The organism is Oryzomicrobium terrae (genome assembly GCF_008274805.1).
Taxonomy (GTDB): Bacteria; Pseudomonadota; Gammaproteobacteria; order Burkholderiales; family Rhodocyclaceae; genus Oryzomicrobium; species Oryzomicrobium terrae.
This window is the reverse complement of sequence record NZ_CP022579.1, coordinates 356198-379916: the sequence shown is the minus strand read 5'-3', so window position 1 is coordinate 379916 and position 23719 is coordinate 356198. Positions and strand designations below refer to the sequence as shown.

Sequence of the window (23719 nt, the reverse complement as noted above, 5' to 3'; positions counted from 1 at the left end):
CCTTGTTCCAACTCAAACAGACCCAAACAAAAAACCCGCCAACTGGCGGGTTTTTTGTTGCAACGTCTGCGTACTGGCGCGATCAGCGGCTGATCGGCTTGTAGCGGATGCGCTTGGGCTTGGCGCCCTCTTCGCCCAGGCGCTTGCGCTTGTCCTCTTCGTATTCCTGGTAGTTGCCCGGGAAGAAGGTCCATTGCGAATCGCCCTCGGCCGCCAGAATGTGGGTGCAGATGCGGTCGAGGAACCAGCGGTCGTGGGAGATCACCAGGGCGCAGCCGGCGAATTCGAGCAGGGCGTCCTCCAGGGCGCGCAGGGTTTCCACGTCCAGGTCGTTGGAGGGTTCGTCGAGCAGCAGCACGTTGCCGCCGGCCATCAGGGTCTTGGCCAGGTGCAGCCGGCCCCGTTCGCCGCCGGAGAGGTTGCCCACCAGCTTCTGCTGGTCGCCGCCCTTGAAGTTGAAGCGACCGATGTAGGCCCGGCTGGGCATCTCGAACTTGCCGATCTGCAGGATGTCGCGGCCTTCGGCCAGTTCGTCGAAGACGGTCTTGCTGCCGTCGAGGCAGTCCCGGCTCTGGTCCACGTAGGCCATCTGCACGGTGGGCCCCACCACCACTTCGCCGGAATCGGGCTGCTGCTGGCCGGTGATCATCTTGAACAGGGTCGATTTACCGGCACCGTTGGGGCCGATGATGCCGACGATGGCTCCGGGCGGGATGGCAAAGCTCAGGTTGTCCATCAGCAGCTTGTCGCCGAAGGCCTTGGTGACGCCGTTGAACTCGATCACCTTGTCGCCCAGGCGCTCGGCCACGGGGATGAAGATTTCCTGGGTCTCGTTGCGCTTCTGGTGCTCCACCGAGGACAGCTCCTCGAAGCGCGACAGACGGGCCTTGCTCTTGGCCTGGCGGGCCTTGGGGTTGGAGCGCACCCACTCCAGTTCCTGCTTCATCGCCTTCATGTGGGCGTCCACCTGCTTCTGCTCCTGCTCCAGGCGAGCCTCCTTCTGCTCCAGCCAACTGGAGTAGTTACCCTTCCAGGGGATGCCGTGACCCCGGTCGAGTTCGAGGATCCACTCGGCGGCGTTGTCGAGGAAGTAGCGGTCGTGGGTCACCGCCACCACGGTGCCGGGGAAGCGGGTGAGGAACTGTTCCAGCCATTCCACCGACTCGGCGTCCAGGTGGTTGGTCGGTTCGTCGAGCAGCAGCATGTCCGGCTTGGACAGCAGCAGCTTGCACAGGGCGACGCGACGCTTCTCGCCGCCGGACAGGTGCCCGATGGTGGCATCCCAGGGCGGCAGGCGCAGGGCGTCGGCGGCGATTTCCATCTGGTTTTCCACGTCGCTGCCGGCGGTGGCGATGATCGCCTCGTAGCGGGCCTGCTCCTCGGCCAGCTTGTCGAAGTCGGCGTCGGGCTCGGCGTAGGCGGCGTAGATCTCTTCGAGCTTCTGGCGCGCTTCGAGCAGCTCGCCCAGGCCGGATTCGACTTCTTCCTTGACCGTCTTGGTCGGGTCGAGCTGGGGCTCCTGGGGCAGGTAGCCGATGCGCACGCCGGCCAAGTGCTGCACCTCGCCCTCGTATTCCTTGTCCACGCCGGCCATGATGCGCAGCACCGTGGATTTGCCGGCGCCGTTGAGGCCGAGCAGGCCGATCTTGGCGCCAGGGAAGAAGGACAGGGAAATGTCCTTGATGATTTGCCGCTTGGGCGGCACGACCTTGCTCACGCGGAGCATCGACATCACGTATTGGGCCATTGCGGATTTCCGGTTGATGCGTGAAAGGCGGGGATTATGGAGGAAAGCGGCGGGGGATTCACCCCGGCACGCCCCGGGCGGCCCCGCGCGGTGCGCGCACCGATACCGCGCCCCCAACACCACCAGGCGGAACCCTAGGCCGGACGGGCTTCTCCGCGGTGGCATCGCCAAGCTCGAGGAATGGCGCGCCTTTCCAGAGTGGCATCGCCAAGATCAAGCACTGGCGCGGCGTTCCGGGTAGCCCCCCAGGATGCATCGAAGGGACGGGCAAGCCACCGACGCCGCCACGCCACGGCCCGACGGCCCCTCGGGCACTGCCACCGCGCACCATCGCCAGGCACACCCCGGCCGTGCCCTTTGCCCTCCCCCGGCGCATTGGGCACAATCCTGCCCTCGCGGCGCCGTGGGTGCCGCCCGTCTTTTGTGATTGCGCCATGACCCTGCCCGCCGACACCTTCGCCCCCCTGGCCTCCCGGGAGCTGCAAACCTACGCCGCCCGCCTCGTCCAGGACGCCTTCGCCCGCCTGTTCCGCCTGTCGCTGGAAGGCAGCGAGGCCGACCGGCGCGCCGGGGCCAAGGAAATCGCCGCCCGTATCGAAGAATGGATCGGCGCCGCCGACGGCGGCAGCGAGGGCGAGGCCGGCATCCTGCGCCGCGCCCTGCTGCTCGCCGGCCTCGACCAGTGGGGCCTGGCCTATGCCCAGATCTTTGGCCCCTCGGCCATGGCCGGGCTGACCGAGTTGGTCGGCCTGCTGCGCGACGCCCTGTCGCCCGGGGCCGAAGGGCGCTGTCAGGCGGCGTTTTCCGCCTTGCAGGACAACGAAGGCGACGGCATCGACTTCAAGGTCGGGCTGCGCCGCGACCTGCACCTGGCCATCTGGCACGCCATGATCGCCAGCGAGGAACGGGATGAGGCGTTTGCCATCCTCAGCCAGCTGGGCGGCATGATGGTGGCCTTGACCCGGACCATGCCCGAGGTCGGCTGGCGCTTGGTGGCCGACGCCCTGGCCCACATCCAGATCCGCTGCCTGGCCCACCAGCTGGCCAGCGATGGACTGGGCCTGGAGACTACCCAGGCACTGTTTGGCGCACTCGGCCGGGAACTGCCGAAACCCCAGTGGGAGCAGATCATGGCCCAGGCCACCCAGGCCGTGCTGGGCTGGCAGGAGGCCAGCCGCGCCGCCGCCGGGGAGGCCGGCGCCGCCGGCCAGACCCTGCACTGAGCCAACCGCCGCCCAGGCCGGGCGACGGGGGCAGACCGGCCTTCACGCATCGGCGCCCACCTTGGCCGGGCTGCCGGCCGGGGCGGACGAGGCGGTGGAGGCGGTGAAGGACGCGGCCGACACGACTCGGGTCAGCGCCGGAATATCCGCATCCAGGGACTTGATGTCGCCGGACAATTCGCCGCCCTCGTCGATCAGGATCTTGCCGTAACGGATGGTGCCGCTGACCCGGCCGGTTTCGTGGATCACCAGTTGCTGGCGGGCGGTCAGCTCCCCCTCGAAGGTACCGTACACCTCGGCCACGTCGATGCTCACCTTGCCGCTGAACACGCCCTTTTCGGCGATGTGCATGACCCGGCTATCCATGGTGGCCTCGACCCGCCCTTCCACCACCAGGGTGTCGCAGTCGAGAATTTCCGCCCCCTTCAGCTTCACGTCGGGACCGACGATCAGGCGGTTGCCGCCCACCGCGTCGGCCATGGCCGGCTTGGCGGCGGCCTTGCCCGCATCCGCCGCGTTTACCTGCACACTGGCGGTGGCCGGACCAGCCGGCGTGCGGGTCGGGGCACCCAACGGCGCCAGCCCGGGAGGCGTCGTCCCCCGGTTCTCCAGGCGGGTATCCCGGGGGGCCAGGGCATCGTTGCGGGGCGCCGGAGCGTCATCACGTTTACCGAAAAAGCTTTGCTTGTTGAGCATGGAAGATCCTTGGATGAGGGGATGGACGGAAGAACCGTCGCGGCCCGTGCCGCAACGCCAGCCCCCACATTGGCAAACCCCATGCCACCTCGGCCAAGCCGTTGATTTTCAGCCGATTAGCACCTTCTTCGCCACTCGTTCGCCGACGTTCGCCGCACAAACCGTCGGGCAGGCCCGACGCAAAACCAATGCCTGTGGCCTATGCGTTGTTTTTGCACGCTTTTCCCTGTCGGGCCAACCCAACACCTGCAACCAGGCCCCACCCAGACGCCGCATAAAAGAAACGGCCACGGGGGCTGACGCCGCCGTGGCCGAAGCTACTGCCGAGGGACACTACTAAGGGTTATGCCGTTTCCGGATCGTCACCGACACGCCGGAAACCGGCTTACATGTTGCGCCGGTACTGGCCGCCCACGTCGTAGAGGGCGGTGGTGATCTGCCCCAGGGAACAAACCTGGACCGCATCCATCAGCACCTCGAACAGGTTGCCGTTGGCGATGGCGGTTTGCTGCAGGCGCTCCAGCATCGGGCCAGATTCGGCCCGATGGCGGGACTGGAAGTCGCGCAGGCGCTGGATCTGGGACTGCTTCTCCTCCTCGGTGGAACGGGCCAGCTCGATTTCCACCTGGGCGGAACCCTTCGGGTTGAGGAAGGTGTTCACCCCGATGATGGGCAGGGAGCCGTCGTGCTTTTTGTGCTCGTAGTGCAGCGACTCCTCCTGGATCTTGCCGCGCTGGTAGCCGGTTTCCATGGCGCCGAGCACCCCGCCGCGGGCGGCGATGGCCTCGAACTCCTTGAGCACCGCCTCTTCCACCAGGTCGGTCAGCTCGTCCATGATGAAGGCGCCCTGATTGGGGTTCTCGTTCTTGGCCACGCCCCATTCCCGGTTGATGATGAGCTGGATGGCCATGGCGCGGCGCACGGACTCCTCGGTCGGGGTGGTGATGGCCTCGTCGTAGGCGTTGGTGTGCAAGCTGTTGCAGTTGTCGTAGATGGCGATCAGCGCCTGCAGCGTGGTGCGGATGTCGTTGAAGTCCATCTCCTGGGCGTGCAGGGAACGGCCCGAGGTCTGGATGTGGTACTTCAGCTTCTGGCTGCGCTCGTTGGCGCCGTACTTGTTCTTCATGGCCACGGCCCAGATGCGGCGGGCCACCCGGCCGATCACCGAGTATTCCGGGTCCATGCCGTTGGAGAAGAAGAAGGACAGGTTGGGCGCGAAGTCGTCGATGTGCATGCCCCGGGCCAGATAGGACTCCACGTAGGTGAAGCCGTTGGCCAGGGTGAAGGCCAGCTGGGAGATGGGGTTCGCCCCGGCTTCGGCGATGTGGTAGCCGGAGATCGACACCGAGTAGAAGTTCTGCACCTTGTTGTGCACGAAGAACTCCTGGATGTCGCCCATCATCTTCAGGGCGAACTCGGTGGAGAAGATACAGGTGTTCTGGCCCTGGTCTTCCTTGAGGATGTCGGCCTGGACGGTACCGCGCACCGAGGACAGCACCCACTCGCGAACCTTCTCGGCCTCGTCTTCGGTGGGGGCGCGGCCGTTGTCGGCCTTGAACTTGTCGAGCTGCTGGGCGATGGCGGTGTTGAAGAACATCGCCAGGATGATCGGCGCCGGGCCGTTGATGGTCATCGACACCGAGGTGGTCGGCGCGCACAGGTCGAAGCCGTCGTAGAGCACCTTCATGTCGTCCAGGGTGGCGATCGACACGCCGGAGTTGCCGATCTTGCCGTAGATGTCGGGACGCTCGTCCGGGTCGCAGCCGTACAGGGTGACCGAGTCGAAGGCGGTGGACAGGCGGTGGGCCGGCATGCCCTCGGAGACGCGCTTGAAGCGGCGGTTGGTGCGGAAGGCGTCGCCCTCGCCGGCGAACATGCGGGTCGGGTCCTCGCCCTCGCGCTTGAAGGCGAACACGCCGGCGGTGTAGGGGAAGGAGCCGGGCACGTTCTCGCGCATCAGGAAGCGCAGCACCTCGCCGTCGTCGCCGAACTTGGGCAGCACCACCTTCTTGATCTTGGTGCCGGACAGGGACTCGGACACCAGCTTGGTGCGGATTTCCTTGTCGCGAATCTTCACCACGTATTCGTCGCCGGAATAGGCCTGTTGCATCTCGGGCCACTGCTCCAGCAGCTTCTTGGCCTTGGGATCGAGCTGGCCGTCCTTCCAGGTCAGCACCTCGTCCACGTCGTCCACCGGCTTGTCGCAGCCCTTGAGCAGGTCGCGGGAGATGCGCAGGGACTGGCGTTCCCGGGCCAGTTTGACCTGCTCGTCGGTGTGGGCGTGGTAGCCGCGCACCGCCTCGGAAATCTCGGCCAGGTAGCGCACCCGCTTGGGCGGCACGATGGCCTGCTGGTAGGAGGACTGCTTGGCCGCCGCCTTGGGCAGCTTGCCCGGCTGGAGGGTCAGGCCCAGTTCGGCCAGGCGCTCGATGAGCGCCTGGTAGAGGGCGGTGACGCCGTCGTCGTTGAAGTGGGCGGCCATGGTGCCGAACACGGGCATGGCGTCGGTGGGCTCGGCGAAGCGCTCCCGGTTGCGCTGGTACTGCTTGCGCACGTCGCGCAGGGCATCCTCGGCGCCCTTGCGGTCGAACTTGTTGATGGCCACGAAGTCGGCGAAGTCGAGCATGTCGATCTTCTCCAGCTGGCTGGCGGCACCGAACTCGGGGGTCATCACGTACAGGGAGGCGTCCACGTGGGGGACGATGGCCGCGTCGCCCTGGCCGATGCCCGAGGTCTCGACGATGAGCAGGTCGAAGCCGGACACCTTGCAGGCGGCGATCACCTCGGGCAGGGCGGCGGAAATCTCGCTGCCGGTATCCCGGGTGGCCAGGGAGCGCATGTAGATGTTGGCACCCTCGATGGCGTTCATGCGGATGCGGTCGCCCAGCAGGGCGCCGCCGGTGCGCTTGCGCGACGGGTCGATGGAGACGATGCCGAGCTTGAGCCGGTCGTCCTGGTCGAGGCGGAAGCGGCGCACCAGCTCGTCGGTGAGCGACGATTTACCGGCGCCGCCGGTGCCGGTGATACCCAGGGTCGGCGTGGCGGTCTGGGCGGCAGCCTCACGCAGGGCAGTCTTGACGTCGTCGCCGTAGGCGCCGTTCTCCAGGGCGGTGATGACCTTGGCCAGGGTGCGCCGGTCGCCGGAGCGCAGCCCGGCGAGCACGGCCTCGACGCCCTGGGGCGCGGCGGTGGTCAGGTCGTAGTCGGAGGTTTCCACCACCTCGTTGATCATGCCTTGCAGGCCCAGGGACTGGCCGTCGCCGGGGGAATAGATGCGGGTCACGCCGTAGTCGTGCAGCTCGGCGATTTCGGAGGGCACAATCACCCCGCCACCGCCGCCGAACACCTTGATGTTCTCGCCGCCGTGCTGGCGCAGCAGGTCGATCATGTACTTGAAGTACTCGACGTGGCCGCCCTGGTAGGAGGTAATGGCGATGCCCTGCACGTCTTCCTGCAACGCGGCGTTGACAATGTCGCCCACGGACCGGTTGTGCCCCAGGTGGATCACCTCGGCGCCGGTGGATTGCAGGATGCGGCGCATGATGTTGATCGAGGCGTCGTGGCCGTCGAACAGGGCGGCGGCGGTGACGAAGCGCACCTTGTGGCGGGGCTTGTAGGGGACGAGCTTGTGGGCAACGGAAAGGTCGGTCATGGGCGAGGTTCCGGAAAGCAAGCAGGGCAGGAAGGCTGGGCCGGCCCGGGCGCCGCAAGGCGGGCGGGGCCGGCCCGACGGGTCCGATCGAGGCCGGGGAGTGGTGGCACCTTAGCTAACGTTGACGTCAACGTCAACTTGCTCCGCCCCGGCAACCGTCGGGCTCCATCCAGGCAGCCGCGGACGGCGCGGAACGGTCAGTGCGCCGAGGTCAGGCCTGAGCCGTGGTGCGGCGCGGTGCGCCCGTCCGGTTCGTGATGGTGATCCGCCTGGGGCCGCTGCGGCAGCATGAACCAGGTGAGCAGGCTGGAGCCGGCGCAGACCAGCCAGAACAGCAGGAAACCGACCGAGTAGGTGGCGTAGGACGACATTTCCACCGGCTCGCCGAGGAAGTACAGCTGCTGCGGGTTGATCACCCAGAAGAAGACGAATTCGGCGATCACCGCAGCAACAAAGGACGGCCACAGCACCCAGATGACCTTGTTCATGAAGCACCTCCCGGCAGGATTGAGGGTTGCCTGGGATCAGACCCGCATCGACGCCAGGAAGTTGCGCCGATCTGGCGTCGCCGTTCCCGGCACGCCAGCCAAAACAGGAATATCGCCAAGGCGGTCGCGCAAACCCCGCGCCAGTCGGGCATCTCCAGGCATGGCCTTCTAAACGCCTTTAAACACGGGCATCTCCAAGTGGATACCGTGAAGATGCCCGTCTTTCCTTGCGCTCCGTCATGCCTCAGGCGTAACGAGCAGGCACCGGCGGCAACGGCAGGGCGGCGCAGCCGGGCTCGGGCAGTGGGGCGCCGCTCTCCAGGGCAAGGGGCACCACCCCGGCCCACACCGGCCACGCCAGGTCGCCCAACAAATCCTTGGGCGGACCGGAACGGACCTTGGCCGAGGCTTCGGCCAGGGACACCCGCAGCAAGGCGGTGCCGGCCAGCTCCTTGGCATCCGGCGGCCGCACCAGGGCTGCCCGCCCGGGCACCACGTGGTCGAGAAAGGTGGCCATGGAGGCAGCCTTGGCGGCGGGATCGGTGACGTCCTCGAAAGTGCCGTAGAGCACCACCGAGCGGTAGTTCATCGAGTGGCGCAGGGCCGAGCGGGCGAGCACCAGGCCATCCACCAGGCTGACGGTGACACAGGCGGTGCCGCCGGTCAGCGCCGCCACCAGCCGCGAGGCCCGGACACTGTGGATGTACAGGTGGTCGCCCTCGCGCCAGCAGGCGGTGGGAATGCAATGGGGCACACCGTCGAGAACGAAGGCCACGTGGCAAAGCAGGGCCGCATCGACGATGGCCACTACCGCCGCCCGATCGTAGGCGGCCCGTTCCGGGTGGCGGCGCACCTTGGTACGGGCGGAAGGCGGCGTGCCGGTCGCGGCGGCGGAGGATTCAAGCGGATCGGACATGGCGGTGCTCCAGAAGAAAAAGTAGAACAAGAGCCCCGAGCCTACCGGCCCCGTGGCACCATATCGAGAACCATATGAGGCTATATTAATAGAACCAGAATCATGGACTACGCCCATCTGCTCGACCTGCTGCGTCCCGCCACCGCCCCCGGCACCCCGCGCCGCCAGGGGCTCTACGCCGCCCTGCGCCAGGCGGTACTCGACGGCCGCCTGCCCGCCGGCACCCATCTGCCCGCCTCCCGCACCCTGGCGGCGGAGCTGGTGGTGGCGCGCAACACGGTGATCCACGCCTATGAACAGTTGCTCACCGAGGGCTACTTGGTCGCCGACCGGCGCGCCACCCGGGTCGCCGCCCTGCCCCTGGGCGATGCCCCCCGTGCCGAACCGTCCGTGCCCGACGCCCCCGATAGCGCGCCCGCCGGTCCCCCTGCGCCGCTGCCCGGCCTGGCACCCCGGGCCGCCCGGATCAACGCCCGGCGCCACGGCCAGGAAGGGCCGCCCCGGCCGTTCTCCCCCGGGGTGCCGGACCTGGGCCGTTTTCCCTTCGCCGCCTGGCGCACCTGCCTGGATGCGGCCTGGCGCGAGGCCACCCCGAGCCAGTTGCACTACAGCCCCCCCGGCGGCGATCCCTTGCTGCGCGAGGCCATCGCCCACCACCTGGCGGTATCCCGCGGGGTGCGTTGCACGCCCCGGCAGGTGATCGTCACCCCGGGTATCCAGGGGGCCATCGCCGTGTGCGCCTGGCTGCTGGCCGAGGCCGGCGCCACCGCCTGGCTGGAGAACCCGGGCTACCCCGGCGCCCGCAGCGCCTTTGCCTGGGCCGGCCTGAACGTACGCGGCATTGCCGTGGACGGCCAGGGGCTGGCCCCGACGGCGGCCGACTGGGCCGAAGCGCCGCCCCGCCTGATCTACCTTACCCCGGCCCACCAGTACCCCCTGGGCACGGTGCTGAGCCTGGAGCGACGCCTCGACCTGCTCACCCAGGCACGCCGCCACGGCACCTGGCTGCTCGAAGACGACTACGACGCCGAGTTCCGCTACGAGAGCCGCCCCCTGCCGGCCCTGCAAGGGCTCACTGCCGACGCGCCGGTGATCTACCTGGGCACCTTCAGCAAGACCCTTCTGCCCGGCCTACGCCTGGCCTACGTGGTGGCCCCCGAGGCCATCGCCCCCGATCTGGCCCGGGCCGTCACCGACCTGCTGCGCCCCGGCCAGGGGGTGGAACAACAGGCCCTGGCCACCTTCATCGCCAAGGGCCGCTTCGCCGCCCACCTGCAACGCATGCGCCGCCTCTATGCGGCGCGCCAGGAGGCTTTGCGCCGCCTTCTCGGCGAGCGCCTGCCGGCGGTGGCCAGCATCCCCGCCGCGGTCACCGGTGGCGCCGCTGGGTTGCACCTGACCCTGGCCCTGCCGCCCCACCTGGCCGACCGGACGGCGGTAGCGGCGTTGCGCCGGCGTAGCCTCGATCCACGCCCGGTAAGCGCCTATTGCCTGCCGGGCAGCGTACCGCCCGGTGGCAACGGTCTGGTGCTTGGCTACGGCAACACCGACACGGCGATCCTGCCGGCAGCAGTGGAGCAGCTGGCCGCAGGCCTGGCGGAAGCCGCCGGGCACGGCTGAGCGGCCCCAGCGCCACGTTCCACCTGCCCCGCCTAGCGGGGCGTGATGCCTTGGGGCGGCACGGGCACCACAGCCGGATCGTGGCGCCCCAGGCAACGCCGCAGCCAGGCACCCAGGCGGGCCAGCCCCACGGAGCCTTGGCGGGTCAGGCTGACCGCTTCGGCAAGGCGCACGCTCACGACCAGGCGCCCTCCCGCATCGGCGGCTAGCGTCTGCCAGCCGGCATAGCTCACCACCCGCACCATTCCCGGGCTGAGCGAGTGGCGCACCCGGCAGTACTGTTCGGCCTGCCATTGCGGCGCCCCGATCCAGGCCCCCCGGCCGGACTGGACGTGCAGGACGGTGCCCGCCTCGGCGTAGAAGCGCAGCGACTGGCCGGCGGCAAGCCGCTGGATGACTGGAACCGGTGCTGCCGGTGGAAGGGTCTGCAGCGCCCCCTCCTCCGATGCTGCCGGGGGCCGGGAGCGGGCAACCAGGGTAAGAGCGGGACGGGCAGGCATGGCAGAACCTCCGATAAACAGAAGGCTCCAGCGTAGTCACCCCGGCCCCGGGCCAACAGGCACACGCCTGGGGAGAATGAAGCGCAACAGGGGGGATTGCTCGCTGCTGTTACGCAACAAACAGCGTCGATCTGTTCTGTATCGCCCCGCCGCCCCGGGCCATAATCCGGTCCATGGACGCCGCCCCTCTCTACCGCCAGCTGGCCACGCATTACCGACAGGCCATCGCCGCCGGGGCCCTGGCCCCCGGTGACCGCATGCCCTCGGTGCGCGCCCTCATGGCGCGCCACGGGGTGAGTCTGTCCACCGCCCTGCAGACCTGCCGCCACCTGGAAAGCCAGGGGCTGCTGGAGGCCCGTCCCCGCTCCGGCTACTTCGTCCGCCCGCCGCGGCGCGCCACCCTGGCGCCGGTGGAAGAGCCCCATCCCAGCCTGCCCGACCCGGCCCAATACATCGGCATCCACCAGCGCGTCTCGGCGATCCTCGCCCGGGGCCAAGCCCGGCCTGACGCCCTCAATCTGGCGGTGGCCTGCGGCGCGCCATCCCTTTACCCGGCGGCTGCCTTGCAACAGGCGGCGATGCGGGTGCTGCGCCACCAGCCCGAGCTGTTCGGCCGCCCGGTGCCTTTCAACGGTACGCCGGCCTTTCGCGCCGCCCTGGCCCAGCAGGCCCTGGCAGCACGCATGACCCTGGGGGCCGACGACATCATCGTCACCCACGGCTGCGTCGAGGCCCTCAACCTGGCGCTGCGCGCTGTGGCCCAGCCCGGCGACGTAGTGGCGGTGGAATCGCCGACCTTCTACGGCCTGCTGCAGATCCTGGAGAACCTGGGGCTACGCGCCCTGGAAATCCCCACCAGCCCCCAGACCGGCATTTCCCTGGAGGCCCTGGACCTGGCGGCGGACGCCTACGCCAACATCAAGGCGGTGGTGGTAGTCCCCAACCTGCAGAACCCCCTCGGGGCGATCATGCCCGACGCCCACAAGGCGCGGCTGGCGGCCTGGGCCGAGGCCCGGAGCATCGCCCTGATCGAGGACGACACCTACGCTGCCCTGGGCAACGACGACACGCCACTACCGGCGCTGAAGGCGTTCGATACCAGCGGCAACGTCATCCACTGCGCCTCCCTGCACAAGACCCTGGCCCCGGGCATGCGCCTGGGCTGGATCGCCCCGGGCAAGTGGCGGCCCCGGGTGGAGATGCTCAAGTACGCCCAGTCACGCCCCAACGAGGCCTTGTCGCAGTTGGCGGTGGCCGAATTCATGACCTCCGGCGGTTTCGAGCGTCACCTCCGTCGATTGCGCGCCCAGTTGCGCGAGCAACGCGAGCGGATGGGCGAGGCGGTGGCCGCCTACTTCCCCGCCGGCACCCGTCTCAACGTCCCGCCCGGAGGCTTCGGGCTGTGGATCGAGCTGCCCGGCAAACTCTCGTCCGAGCGGGTGTTCGACGCCGCCCTGGAGGACTGCATCCGGGTTTCCCCCGGGGTGATGTTCGCCAACTCGGGGCGCTTCGACCACTACCTGCGACTGAGTTGCGGCTCGCCCTGGTCCCGCGAGTTGGATCAGGCCATCCGCCGCCTGGCAGCCCTGGTGGAACGCCTGGCAACGTCCTGAGTCGCTACAGGGCACTAGGGGCGGCCAAGGCTCGTACGCGCTTGCCCCACCCCAATGACAAAAGCCCAGCGGAGCTGGGCTTTTGTCATTGGGGCCACGATCACGCCGGGCGGCGGGTTATTCCACCGTCACAGATTTGGCCAAGTTACGCGGCTTGTCCACATCGGTGCCCTTGACCAGAGCGGCGTGGTAGGCGAGCAATTGCAGCGGCACCACGTGCAGCACCGGCGACAGCTTGCCGTAGTGCTCGGGCAGCTGGATCAGGTGCACACCGTCGGCGTCGCCGGTACCCAGATCCACCTTGGCATCGGCGAACACATACAGTTCCCCCCCCCGGGCGCGCACTTCCTGGAGATTGCTCTTCAGCTTTTCCAGCAGGGCATCGTTGGGAGCCACGGCGATCACCGGCATCTCCCGATCCACCAGGGCCAGAGGGCCGTGCTTGAGTTCGCCGGCTGGATAGGCTTCGGCGTGAATGTAGGAGATTTCCTTGAGCTTCAAGGCGCCTTCCAGGGCGATCGGGTAGTGAATACCGCGGCCGAGGAACAGGGCATGGCGCTTGTCGGCGAAGTGCTCGGCCCAAGCCTGGATGGCCGGCTCCTGCTCGAGCACGGCGGACACGGCGGCGGGCAGGTGGCGCAGGGCGTCGATTTCCCGGGCCTCGTCTTCCGCCGAGAGGCGGCCCTTCAGCTTGGCCACGGCCAGGGTGAGCAGATACAGGGCGGCGAGCTGGGTAGTGAAGGCCTTGGTGGAGGCCACGCCGATTTCCGGACCGGCCCGGGTGATGAAGCGCAGCGCACATTCGCGCACGATGGCCGATTCGGGCACGTTGCACAGGGCCAGGGTGTGGGGCTGACCCAGGCCCTTGGCATGCTTGAGGGCGGCCAGGGTATCGGCGGTCTCGCCGGACTGGGAGATGGCTACCACCAACTGGCGCGGATTGGGCACCGAGGTACGGTAGCGGTATTCGCTGGCGATCTCGACGGTGCACGGCACACCGGCCACTTCTTCCAGCCAGTAACGGGCGGCCAGGCCCGAGTGGTAGCTGGTACCGCAGGCCAGGATCAGCACGCTGTCGATGTCGCGCAGCACCGTCTCGGCCTCGGCACCGAACAGGCCGGGTTGAACGGACTTGGCAGCGCCCACCAGTTCCAGGGTGTTGGCCAGGGCGTCGGGCTGCTCGAAGATTTCCTTCTGCATGTAGTGGCGGAAGCGGCCCAGTTCGACAGCATCGGCGGACAGCTGGGACAGTACCGACGTCCGCTCCACGGGAGTGCCGTCGGCACGCAGAACGCGGTGGCCGCCGGGGGTCAGTTCGGCCACGTCGCCGTTTTCCAGATACACCATGCGCCGGGTCACCTGGAGCAGGGCCGAGGCATCGGAGGCGGCGTAATTGCCGTCGTCGGCCAGGCCGAGCAGCAGCGGCGAACCTTCCCGGGCGACGATCACCCGCTGCGGGTCTTCCTCGCGCACCACGGCGATGGCGTAGGCGCCCTTCAGCTGGCGTACGGCAGCGCAGACGGCGTCGAGCAGATCGGCGCTACCCTTGAGCTCGCGCTGTACCAAGTGGGCGATCACCTCGGTATCGGTGTCCGAGGTGAACACGTAGCCCTGGCCCTGCAGTTCAGCCTTGAGCGCTTCGAAATTCTCGATGATGCCGTTGTGCACCACCGCCAGCCCACCGGAAATATGCGGGTGAGCATTGCGCTCGCAGGGAACGCCGTGGGTGGCCCAGCGGGTGTGGGCGATGCCGGTTTCAGCACCGAGGGGTTCGGTTCCGGCCGGAGCCGCCAGGGCGGCCAGTTCGGCCACCCGGCCGACGGCGCGGAGCCGTTCGAGGCGGCCGCCCTTGATCACGGCCAAACCGGCGGAGTCGTAGCCCCGGTATTCGAGTTTGCGCAGCCCTTCGAGAAGGACGGGAACGATGTTGCGACCAGTGGCCGCAGCGGCGACGATGCCACACATGGGGAATTCTCCTGCTTACTTGGCAGCGGCCGGCGCAGGGGCCGAGCCGGTGGAAGCGGGCTCGACCATGCCGGCGGGCAGGTTGCCCTGGGCGGCTTCGTCGATGACGCGTTTGGCAAAGGACGGCCCCGAACCGTACAACAGTCCGACGCCCAAGGCGGCCAGGGCCAGCCCAAACAACAGTTGCTTGCCCGGCTTGGTGTTCTCGTTCCAGCGCTTCAGGCAGAACGTTACGGCGCCGGCCAGGGAAACGATGAAGACGGCCGCCCCCTCGCGCCAGCCATAGACCATGGCGGCAATCGCCAAGAGCAGGGGAGCCAGAATAAAGAGACGCCACTTCCAACCGTAGGCGAAGGAGGTGACCAGGCTGTCGGTGTAGCCGACCAGCACCAACACCAGTCCGGAAGCCACCGACACGGCGACGAACAGGACGAACAGGGTGAACCAGATATCCATGGGAAGGATGACTTTCGCAGCAAAAAATGAATCAGGAGGGGCGGAGCTCAGCCCTTTTTGCCGGCCTGGACTGGGCGGGTCCAGTTGGCCAGGGAGGTTTGCCTAGCCCGGGAAACCGTCAGTTGCCCCGCCGGAGCGTCCCGGGTCAGGGTCGTACCGGCCCCCAGGGTTGCGCCCTTGCCGACCCGTACCGGGGCGACCAGTTGGGTATCGGAGCCGATGAAGGCATCGTCCTCGATCACTGTGCGGTGCTTGTTGGCACCGTCGTAGTTGCAGGTGATGGTGCCGGCGCCGATATTGACCCGCTCGCCCACGTCGGCATCGCCCACATAGGCCAGGTGGTTGGCCTTGGAGCCGGCGCCGATAACGCTGTTCTTGACCTCGACGAAGTTGCCGACATGGGACTCCGGCCCGAGCCGGGTACCCGGGCGCAGCCGGGCGTAGGGCCCCACGATGGCATCGGGCCCGACCACGCAGTCCTCCAGGTGGCAGAAGGCGGCGATGCGCGCCCCCGCCTGGACGGTAACGTTCTTGAGCACACAGTAGGGACCGATATCCACTGCTTCCTCAAGCACCACCTTACCTTCGAACACGGCGCCGACATCGATGGCCACATCCCGGCCGCAGCGCAGTTCGCCGCGAATGTCGAGGCGGGCCGGATCGGCGAGGCGCACCCCGGCTTCAAGCAGGCCCTGGGCCAGGTGCCGCTGCCAGGAACGCTCCAGCTCGGCCAGTTGAACCTTGCTATTGACGCCGAGCACCTCCCATTCGGCAGCCGGGTGGGCCGTATTCACCGCCACGCCTTCGGCCACCGCCAGGCTGATCACATCGGTCAGGTAGTACTCGCCCTGGGCGTTGTCGTTGGACAGGCGCCCCAGCCAGTCGCCTAGCTTGGCCGTAGGTAGGGCCAGGATGCCGGTATTGACCTCGGTCACGGCCTTTTCCGCCGCACTGGCGTCCTTTTCCTCGACAATGCGGGTCACTCGGCCGGTGCCGTCGCGCAGAATGCGGCCGTAACCGGTGGGATCGGCCAGATGCACGGTGAGGATCGCCAGCCCGCTACCCGCAGCATGCACTAGGCGCTGCAGGGTTTCACGCTGGATCAGGGGGACGTCTCCGTAGAGCACCAGGGTCACCGGCGCTGCCGACAGGCTGGGCACGGCCTGGGCGACGGCATGGCCGGTGCCCAATTGCGGTGACTGCAACGCCCAGGCCAGATCCGGCGCGTTCAGGGCTGACTGCACCACTTCGCCGCCGTGGCCATGGACCACGGTGATCGCACGGGGCGACAGGGCCCGGGCCGTATCGAGCACCCGGGCGGCCAGCGCTTTGCCGGCCAGGGGATGCAATACCTTGGGCAGATTGGAATGCATGCGCTTGCCCTGACCGGCAGCCAGGACGACGACATTCAATTCAGGCAGGGATGCCACGGGCGAATGGGCGGAAGACACGGACGTCTGCTCTCAAAAAAACAACCCGGCGCCGCCCTGATGCAAAACTGGGGCACGCCGGGAATGGCGGATGTAGGAGGAATCGTATGGGGCGTATTTTCCCCCAGAGCTGTCCGGGGCGCCAGGAAAGACGGCACGCCGGACGGTATGCCGCGGAATCACGCCGACTTGCGCTCGTCCTGGCCACCCAGAATTTCTTCGAGCAACTGCCGGCCCCGCGCCGAGATGTACCAGTGCAGGACGCTCTTGTCGTTGATACGCGCCTCGATCAGGCCCTGGGCTTTCAGCGCCGCCAGCCGGGTGCTGACCAGTTCCCGGGAAAGGCTGGTCTTTTCTGCCAGGCCGGCCAGGTTGCCGTAGACGAAGTTTTCTTCGCTGATCGCGCGCAGCAACTCGACATCCTGGTAAGCCAAGTTGGCAGCGTCGCTCTCGGCGGCCTCAGCCCCCGCCGGCGCTTCCGCTGCACGGCTGGCCCGGTCGCGCAGCTCCCCCACATCGCCGCGCACTTGTTCGAGCTGGGTCAGTAACCGCTGGGTCACGTTCTCCACCAGGCGGCGAGTCGCCACCACGTACAGCACGGAAAAGCCGGCGAAGACGAACAGGTCCAGGGTTTTCGCCCGGGCCGATTCGAGCAGATTGGACGAGATCATGTTGAGGAACAGGGGGACAGTGAGGGCGGCCACCACACCGAGCAAGGCGTATTTGCCGCGTTCAGGCGCCGCACCCTGGGCCCGGTCGGCGAGAAAGCTGTTGGCCAGCCCCCCGAGAATGCCCGTAACCACGATGATGAGCAGGATGACCAGCAGATGCGGGTCGCTCAGCCCGGTGGGCTGGGCCACCTGTAGCGAGGTTTGCAGTTCCATGTATCCCCCTGAAAGATTCCCGGGCCACGCCCGCCTTCTGCCCGAGCCGGCACCTTGCGCTGTTGTGTCGCGCAGTTTTTACGATCAGCGCATAACTATGCCACAGTCCGCCCCATGAAAAACCCCGCCAGGACCGATGGCCGTGGCGGGGTCGCAAGCCGGGCGGGGTCGCTCAGCGCGGCAGGGTGGTGCTCCCCATGAGGAACTGGTCCACCTCACGGGCGGCCTGACGGCCTTCGCGAATGGCCCACACCACCAGGGACTGGCCACGGCGCACATCGCCAGCGGCGAACACCTTGGCCACATTGGTGGCGTAGCAACCGACACCGTCGGTGCTGGCCTGGGCATTGCCCCGGGCGTCCTTCTGCACGCCGAAGGCATCAAGCATGCCGGCCACCGGGTTGGTGAAGCCCATGGCGAACAGCACCAGGTCGGCCTTGAGTTCGAACTCGGAGCCCGGCACTTCGCTCATCTTGCCGTCCTTCCACTCCAGGCGAACCGCCTTGAGCGCCTTGACGTTGCCGTTACCGTCGGAGACGAACTCCTTGGTAGCCACGGCGAAGTCGCGGGAGCAGCCTTCCTCGTGGGAGGAGGAGGTCCGCAGCTTGATCGGCCAGTAGGGCCAGGTCAGGGCCTTGTTCTCCTGCTGCGGCGGTTGCGGCATCAGTTCGAACTGGGTCACCGACAGGGCGCCATGGCGGTTGGAGGTACCGACGCAGTCGGAACCGGTATCGCCACCGCCGATCACCACCACGTGCTTGCCCTTGGCGGAGATGGGGTTGGCGCCGTCGCCGGCCACTTCCTTGTTCTGCGGGATCAGGAACTCCAGGGCGAAATGCACGCCCTTCAGTTCCCGGCCCGGTACCGGCAGGTCGCGGGGCACTTCGGAACCACCGGCCAACAGCACGGCGTCGAAATCCTTGGCGAGCTGGGCTGGAGTCACCACTTCAGCGGCATCATTGACGATGCCGGCGGGCACCTCGGACGTGTCCTTGCCGACGTAGACCTTGGTCTTGAAGGTGACGCCCTCGGCCTCAAGCTGGGCGACGCGGCGGTCGATGGTGCTCTTTTCTAGCTTGAAATCGGGGATACCGTAGCGCAGCAGGCCGCCAACCCGGTCGTTCTTCTCGAACACGGTCACGGCATGACCGGCGCGGGCCAGTTGCTGGGCAGCAGCCAGGCCGGCAGGGCCGGAGCCGACCACCGCCACCTTCTTGCCGGTCTTCACAGCGGCGGCCAGAGGCTTGACCCAGCCATTTTCCCAGGCCTTGTCGATGATGGCGTGCTCGATCGACTTGATGCCCACGGGGTCGTTATTGATCCCCAAGGTGCACGCTGCCTCGCAGGGCGCAGGGCAGATGCGGCCGGTAAACTCCGGGAAGTTGTTGGTGGAGTGCAGGACAGCGATGGCCTCTTCCCACTTGTTGCGGTACACCAGGTCATTCCAGTCGGGAATGATGTTGTTCACCGGGCAACCGTTGTTGCAGAACGGAATACCGCAGTCCATGCAACGGGCACCCTGGGTGGCCGCATCCTTGTCGTCCAGGCGGGCGACAAACTCCTTGTAGTGCTTGAGGCGCGCTTCGACGGGCTGATAAGCCTCGGAGAGACGCTCAAACTCCATGAATCCAGTCGGCTTACCCATTTACGCGGCCTCCAGTTGATTCTGACGTTGCGCCTTGAGCTTCGCCAGGGCCTTGGCGTACTCGGTGGGCATGACTTTGACGAACTTGCAGCGGTACTCGCTCCAGCTGGCCAGGATCTCCTTGGCGCGGCTCGAGCCCGTGGCTGCGGCGTGCTTTTCGATCAGGGACTTGAGCAGGGCCTCGTCGGCCATGGCCAGGTGGCGGATGTCCACCTTGCCGTGACCGGACAGGTCGCCCCCTGGGCCGAATTCGCCCAGTGCATCGGCCGCGGCTTCTTCCTCGGGTACCGGCTCCAGGGCCACCTGGGCCAGGTTGCAGCGGGACTCGAAGTCACCTTCCAGATCGAGGACGTAGGCAACGCCGCCGGACATGCCCGCGGCGAAGTTGCGGCCGGTCTGGCCGAGCACCACCACGGTACCGCCGGTCATGTATTCGCAACCGTGGTCGCCCACCCCCTCCACCACTGCGGTGGCGCCGGAGTTGCGCACGCAGAAGCGCTCGCCGCCGACGCCGTTGAAGAACACTTCGCCGTCGATGGCGCCGTACAGAACGGTGTTACCGACGATGATGTTCTCGGCGGTGTTACCGCGGAACGCAGCCGGGGCCTTGATGATGATGCGGCCGCCGGAGAGGCCCTTGCCGACGTAGTCGTTGCCTTCACCGGTCAGTTCGAAGGTGACACCGTGGGCAAGGAAGGCACCGAAGCTCTGGCCGGCAGTGCCGGTCAGTTTCACGGTGATGGTGTTGTCGGGCAGGCCGGCATGGCCGTAACGCTTCGCCACTTCACCGGACAGCATGGCGCCGGCGGAGCGGTTGACGTTGATGATCTTGGACTCGATCACCACCTTCTCGCCCTTTTCCAGGGCCGGCTTGGCCTGCTCGATCAGGCTGTGGTCGAGAGCCTTGGCCAGGCCGTGGTCCTGGGACTCGGCATGTAGGCGGGCCACGTCGTCGCCCACCGGCGGCATGTGGAAGATCTTGCTGAAGTCGAGACCCTTAGCCTTCCAGTGCTCGATACCTTCCTTCATGTCGAGCAGGTCGGCACGACCGATGATCTCGTCGAGGGTGCGCACCCCCATCCAGGCCATCAGTTCGCGCAACTCTTCGGCGACGAAGAAGAAGTAGTTCACCACGTGCTCGGGCTGGCCGGAGAACTTGGCGCGCAGAACCGGATCCTGGGTGGCCACGCCCACCGGGCAAGTGTTGAGGTGACACTTGCGCATCATGATGCAGCCTTCCACCACCAGCGGCGCGGTGGCGAAGCCGAACTCGTCGGCACCAAGCAGGGCACCGATCAGCACGTCCCGGCCGGTCTTCATCTGGCCGTCCACCTGGACACGGATGCGGCCGCGCAGGCGGTTCAGCACCAAGGTCTGCTGGGTTTCGGCCAGGCCGAGTTCCCAGGGGGTGCCGGCGTGCTTGATGGAAGACAGGGGAGACGCACCGGTACCACCGTCATGGCCGGCGATCACCAGGTGATCGGCCTTGGCCTTGGAGACGCCGGCGGCCACGGTACCCACGCCCACCTCCGACACCAGCTTCACGGAGATGCTGGACGACGGTTTGACGTTCTTCAGGTCGTGGATCAGCTGGGCCAGATCCTCGATCGAGTAGATGTCGTGGTGGGGCGGGGGCGAAATCAGGCCGACGCCGGGCACGGAGTGACGCAGGGCACCGATGTACTCGGAGACCTTGTGGCCGGGCAGCTGGCCACCTTCGCCGGGCTTGGCGCCCTGGGCCATCTTGATCTGGATCTGGTCGGAGTTGGCCAGGTATTCAGCAGTGACACCGAACCGGCCGGAAGCGACCTGCTTGATCGCCGAACGCAGGGAGTCGCCTTCCTGCAGCTCCAGATCCCGGGCAATACGGCCGGCACCGACGATCTCGGACAGCATCTGACCGGCCTTGACCGGCTTGAAGCGGTTGGCATCCTCGCCACCTTCACCGGTATTGGACTTGCCGCCGATACGGTTCATGGCGATGGCCAGGGTCGAGTGGGCCTCGGTGGAGATGGAGCCCAGGGACATGGCGCCGGTGGCAAAACGCTTGACGATGTCCTTGGCGGATTCGACTTCCTCCAGGGGCACCGGAGCGCCGGCCTGCTTGATCTTGAACAGACCGCGCAGCGTCAGGTGCCGCTTGGTCTGGTCATTGATGATCTTGGCGTATTCCTTGTAGGTATCGAACTTGCCGGAGCGGGTGGAATGCTGCAGCTTGGCGATGGCGTCCGGCGTCCACATGTGCTCTTCGCCACGGATGCGGTAGGCGTACTCGCCACCGGTTTCCAGCATGCCGGCCAGGACCGGGTCATTGCTGAAGGCAGCACGGTGCACGCGCAGGGCCTCCTCGGCCACTTCCTTGAGGCCGATCCCTTCCACCTGGGTGGCGGTGCCGGGGAAGTAGCGCTTGACGAAGTCGGAGGCCAGGCCAATGGCTTCGAAGATCTGGGCGCCGCAATAGGACTGGTAGGTCGAGATGCCCATCTTGGACATGACCTTGTTCAGCCCCTTGTTGACCGCCTTGATGAAGCGCTTCTGGGCGTCGTAGGCAGATACATCGCCCGGCAGGCCCTTGGCGATCTCGGCCAGGGTATCCATGGTCAGCCAGGGGCACACGGCCTCGGCACCGTAGCCGGCCAACAGGGCGAAGTGGTGGGTTTCGCGGGCGGAGCCGGTATCCACCACCAGGCCGGTGGAAGTGCGCAGGCCGGCCTTGACCAGGTGGTGATGCACGGCGGCACAGGCGAGCAGAGCCGGAATGGCAGCCCGTTCGGCAGAAACGCTGCGATCGGACAGGATCAGCACGTTGTAGCCGTTGGCCACGCTCTGCTCGGCGGCGGCGCAGACTGCCTGAAGGGCCTTGTCGCACCCCAGGTCGCCTTCGGCAGCGGCAAAGGTGATATCCAGCACCAGGGACTTGTAGCGGCCGTCGGTCGCCTTGTCGATGGCGCGCAGCTTGGCCAGGTCGTCGTTGGTCAGCACCGGCTGGTGCACTTCGAGGCGCAACGGCGGATTGGTTTCGTCGACACCGAGCAGGTTCGGCTTGGGACCGATGAAGCTGGTCAGGGACATGACGATTTCTTCGCGGATCGGGTCGATCGGCGGGTTCGTCACCTGCGCGAACAGCTGCTTGAAATAGTGATAGAGCGGCTTGTCCTTGCCCGACAACACGGTCAGCGGGCTGTCGTTACCCATCGAACCGGTGGCTTCTTCGCCAGCGGCGGCCATCGGCTGCAGGATGAACTTCACGTCTTCCTGGGTCATGCCGAAGGCCTGCTGCAGGTCGAGCAGAGGCACGGCGGAGGGCGCCGGCGCATCGGCCTTGGGCAGGTCGGCGAGGAAGTAGCGGGACTGTTCGATCCACTGGCGGTAGGGCTTGGCCGAGGACAGGGACTGCTTCACCTCGGCGTCGTCGATGATGCGGCCCTGCTCCAAATCGATGAGGAACATCTTGCCCGGCTGCAGGCGCCACTTCTTGGCGATCGACTCCTGGGGGAAGGTGAGCACGCCCATTTCCGAGGCCATCATCACCAGGCCGTCGTCGGTCACCAGGTAACGCGCCGGGCGCAGGCCGTTGCGGTCCAGGGTGGCGCCGATCTGGCGACCGTCGGTGAAGGCCACGGCGGCGGGGCCGTCCCACGGTTCCATCAGAGCGGCGTGGTATTCGTAGAAGGCGCGACGCTCTTCGTCCATGAGGGGATTGCCGGCCCAGGCTTCGGGGATCAGCATCATCATGGCGTGGGACAGGCTGTAACCGCCCATCACCAGCAGTTCCAGGGCGTTGTCGAAACAGGCGGAGTCGGACTGGCCGTCCACGATCAGCGGCCACAGCTTGTCCAGGTCTTCCTTCAGCCACTGGGAGGACATGGCCTTCTGGCGGGCCTTCATCCAGTTCACATTGCCGCGCACGGTGTTGATTTCACCGTTGTGGGCAATCATGCGGAAGGGGTGGGCCAGATCCCAAGTCGGGAAGGTATTGGTGGAGAAGCGCTGGTGCACCAGGGCCAGGGCAGAAACGACGCGGGAATCCTGCAGATCCAGGTAGTACTCGCCCACCTGATGCGCCAGCAGCATGCCCTTGTAGTTGATGGTGCGAGAGGACAGGGACGGGATGTAGAACTGCTTGCCGTCGTCCAGCTTGAGCTTGCGTACTTCGTGCTCGACCCGCTTGCGGATGACGAACAGCTTGCGCTCGAAAGCGTCCTGGTCGCCCAGGTCGGCGGACTTGGCGATGAACGCCTGGCGCATCACCGGCTCAATGGCACGGGCGGCTTCCGCCAGACCGCGATTGTCGCGGGGCACGTCACGCCAGCCGAGCAGGGTCTGACCTTCTTCAAAGATCACCCGGGCCATCACCGACTCACAGGCCGCGCGACCATTGGCGGACTGAGGGAGGAAAACGATGCCGCAAGCGTAATCGCCTGCTTGCGGAAGAGCAATACCCTGCTTGCCGGCCTCTTCCCGCAGGAAAGCGTCCGGCATCTGGATCAGGATGCCCGCGCCGTCACCCAGCAGCGGGTCGTAACCAGTGGCACCGCGATGATCGAGGTTCTTCAGGATCTGCAGACCCTGCTCGACGATCGCGTGGCTCTTCTGGTTCTTGATGTGGGCCACGAAGCCGACGCCGCAGGCGTCCTTCTCGTTGACCGGATCGTACAAACCCTGCGCGGCAGGGACAGCCGATTGCATCACGCTTTTTCCTTCATCAAACATCTCGCCAACACTCCCTAATGTATGAGAGAGCGAGCAGGTTGACAGCAAATCAGGGGCGGCAAAAAAGCCGGGCTCAGACGCTCCCGGCTTTTGTAACTCGCTTTCCCGACGAAAAGTGGTCAGTCGTTTTTACAGACGAACCGCAAACTATACGCCGTTCAGCCTAGTGGA

Annotated in this window: 15 protein-coding genes; 3 read left to right on the top strand and 12 right to left on the bottom strand. The window is 66.8% G+C overall.

The features are described 5' to 3' along the window. Positions 1–82: 82 nt before the first annotated feature. Positions 83–1747: an energy-dependent translational throttle protein EttA gene (gene ettA, locus OTERR_RS01710; protein ID WP_149424662.1), complete on the bottom strand. Its 1665-nt coding sequence runs from the start codon at positions 1745–1747 to the stop codon at positions 83–85. A gap of 434 nt (positions 1748–2181) precedes the next feature. Between ettA and OTERR_RS01705 the strand changes: the two genes are divergently transcribed. Continuing rightward, positions 2182–2970 (top strand): hypothetical protein, encoded by a 789-nt coding sequence (locus tag OTERR_RS01705; RefSeq protein ID WP_054619594.1) that lies wholly within the window; start codon positions 2182–2184, stop codon positions 2968–2970. Between the two features lie 42 nt (positions 2971–3012). Here OTERR_RS01705 and OTERR_RS01700 read toward each other — a convergent pair whose 3' ends face one another. The 4 genes from OTERR_RS01700 to OTERR_RS01685 all read right to left on the bottom strand — a co-directional run bounded on the left by OTERR_RS01700 (position 3013) and on the right by OTERR_RS01685 (position 8722). Beyond that, on the bottom strand, positions 3013–3666 hold the full coding sequence (locus OTERR_RS01700; RefSeq protein WP_149424661.1) for a bactofilin family protein: 654 nt from the start codon (positions 3664–3666) through the stop codon (positions 3013–3015). 385 nt (positions 3667–4051) lie between these two features. Further along, positions 4052–7318, bottom strand: coding sequence for a fused isobutyryl-CoA mutase/GTPase IcmF (gene icmF / locus OTERR_RS01695; RefSeq protein WP_149424660.1), 3267 nt, complete (start codon positions 7316–7318; stop codon positions 4052–4054). A 197-nt stretch (positions 7319–7515) separates the two neighbouring features. Beyond that, positions 7516–7806, bottom strand: a complete 291-nt coding sequence (locus tag OTERR_RS01690) for a hypothetical protein (protein WP_054619597.1) — start codon at positions 7804–7806, stop codon at positions 7516–7518. 244 nt (positions 7807–8050) lie between these two features. Further along, on the bottom strand, positions 8051–8722 hold the full coding sequence (locus tag OTERR_RS01685; RefSeq protein ID WP_149424659.1) for a pyridoxamine 5'-phosphate oxidase family protein: 672 nt from the start codon (positions 8720–8722) through the stop codon (positions 8051–8053). Between the two features lie 102 nt (positions 8723–8824). On the opposite strand from OTERR_RS01685, the gene pdxR reads away from it, so the two are divergent. Continuing rightward, on the top strand, positions 8825–10342 hold the full coding sequence (gene pdxR, locus OTERR_RS01680; protein ID WP_149424658.1) for a MocR-like pyridoxine biosynthesis transcription factor PdxR: 1518 nt from the start codon (positions 8825–8827) through the stop codon (positions 10340–10342). 32 nt (positions 10343–10374) lie between these two features. Here pdxR and OTERR_RS01675 read toward each other — a convergent pair whose 3' ends face one another. Further along, positions 10375–10842 (bottom strand): hypothetical protein, encoded by a 468-nt coding sequence (locus OTERR_RS01675; protein ID WP_149424657.1) that lies wholly within the window; start codon positions 10840–10842, stop codon positions 10375–10377. Positions 10843–11015: 173 nt separating this feature from the next. On the opposite strand from OTERR_RS01675, the gene OTERR_RS01670 reads away from it, so the two are divergent. Continuing rightward, on the top strand, positions 11016–12455 hold the full coding sequence (locus tag OTERR_RS01670) for an aminotransferase-like domain-containing protein (RefSeq protein WP_149424656.1): 1440 nt from the start codon (positions 11016–11018) through the stop codon (positions 12453–12455). A gap of 117 nt (positions 12456–12572) precedes the next feature. Here the strand turns inward: OTERR_RS01670 and glmS are convergent, their stop codons facing one another. From glmS to OTERR_RS01640, 6 genes are all read right to left on the bottom strand, one after another. Continuing rightward, positions 12573–14420 (bottom strand): glutamine--fructose-6-phosphate transaminase (isomerizing), encoded by a 1848-nt coding sequence (gene glmS / locus OTERR_RS01665; protein ID WP_149424655.1) that lies wholly within the window; start codon positions 14418–14420, stop codon positions 12573–12575. Positions 14421–14435: 15 nt separating this feature from the next. Beyond that, the gene (locus OTERR_RS01660; RefSeq protein WP_054619603.1) at positions 14436–14876 is read right to left on the bottom strand and encodes a hypothetical protein; all 441 of its coding nucleotides are present in this window, start codon (positions 14874–14876) and stop codon (positions 14436–14438) included. A 47-nt stretch (positions 14877–14923) separates the two neighbouring features. Further along, complete coding sequence (gene glmU, locus OTERR_RS01655) at positions 14924–16288, bottom strand: bifunctional UDP-N-acetylglucosamine diphosphorylase/glucosamine-1-phosphate N-acetyltransferase GlmU (RefSeq protein ID WP_149426394.1); 1365 nt, start codon at positions 16286–16288, stop codon at positions 14924–14926. Positions 16289–16485: 197 nt separating this feature from the next. Further along, positions 16486–17190, bottom strand: coding sequence for a YEATS-associated helix-containing protein (locus OTERR_RS01650; protein ID WP_054619604.1), 705 nt, complete (start codon positions 17188–17190; stop codon positions 16486–16488). 172 nt (positions 17191–17362) lie between these two features. Further along, complete coding sequence (locus OTERR_RS01645) at positions 17363–18835, bottom strand: glutamate synthase subunit beta (protein WP_149424654.1); 1473 nt, start codon at positions 18833–18835, stop codon at positions 17363–17365. Continuing rightward, complete coding sequence (locus OTERR_RS01640; RefSeq protein ID WP_223115982.1) at positions 18836–23524, bottom strand: glutamate synthase-related protein; 4689 nt, start codon at positions 23522–23524, stop codon at positions 18836–18838. It lies immediately after the preceding gene. Positions 23525–23719 lie beyond the last annotated feature (195 nt).

What these genes read in the sequence shown, in the direction of transcription:
- ettA (WP_149424662.1), bottom strand. Translation starts at nt 1,747, where the DNA reads ATGGCCCAATACGTGATGTCGATGCTCCGCGTGAGCAAGGTCGTGCCG.
- OTERR_RS01705 (WP_054619594.1), top strand. Translation starts at nt 2,182, where the DNA reads ATGACCCTGCCCGCCGACACCTTCGCCCCCCTGGCCTCCCGGGAGCTG.
- OTERR_RS01700 (WP_149424661.1), bottom strand. Translation starts at nt 3,666, where the DNA reads ATGCTCAACAAGCAAAGCTTTTTCGGTAAACGTGATGACGCTCCGGCG.
- icmF (WP_149424660.1), bottom strand. Translation starts at nt 7,318, where the DNA reads ATGACCGACCTTTCCGTTGCCCACAAGCTCGTCCCCTACAAGCCCCGC.
- OTERR_RS01690 (WP_054619597.1), bottom strand. Translation starts at nt 7,806, where the DNA reads ATGAACAAGGTCATCTGGGTGCTGTGGCCGTCCTTTGTTGCTGCGGTG.
- OTERR_RS01685 (WP_149424659.1), bottom strand. Translation starts at nt 8,722, where the DNA reads ATGTCCGATCCGCTTGAATCCTCCGCCGCCGCGACCGGCACGCCGCCT.
- pdxR (WP_149424658.1), top strand. Translation starts at nt 8,825, where the DNA reads ATGGACTACGCCCATCTGCTCGACCTGCTGCGTCCCGCCACCGCCCCC.
- OTERR_RS01675 (WP_149424657.1), bottom strand. Translation starts at nt 10,842, where the DNA reads ATGCCTGCCCGTCCCGCTCTTACCCTGGTTGCCCGCTCCCGGCCCCCG.
- OTERR_RS01670 (WP_149424656.1), top strand. Translation starts at nt 11,016, where the DNA reads ATGGACGCCGCCCCTCTCTACCGCCAGCTGGCCACGCATTACCGACAG.
- glmS (WP_149424655.1), bottom strand. Translation starts at nt 14,420, where the DNA reads ATGTGTGGCATCGTCGCCGCTGCGGCCACTGGTCGCAACATCGTTCCC.
- OTERR_RS01660 (WP_054619603.1), bottom strand. Translation starts at nt 14,876, where the DNA reads ATGGATATCTGGTTCACCCTGTTCGTCCTGTTCGTCGCCGTGTCGGTG.
- OTERR_RS01650 (WP_054619604.1), bottom strand. Translation starts at nt 17,190, where the DNA reads ATGGAACTGCAAACCTCGCTACAGGTGGCCCAGCCCACCGGGCTGAGC.
- OTERR_RS01645 (WP_149424654.1), bottom strand. Translation starts at nt 18,835, where the DNA reads ATGGGTAAGCCGACTGGATTCATGGAGTTTGAGCGTCTCTCCGAGGCT.
- OTERR_RS01640 (WP_223115982.1), bottom strand. Translation starts at nt 23,524, where the DNA reads ATGCAATCGGCTGTCCCTGCCGCGCAGGGTTTGTACGATCCGGTCAAC.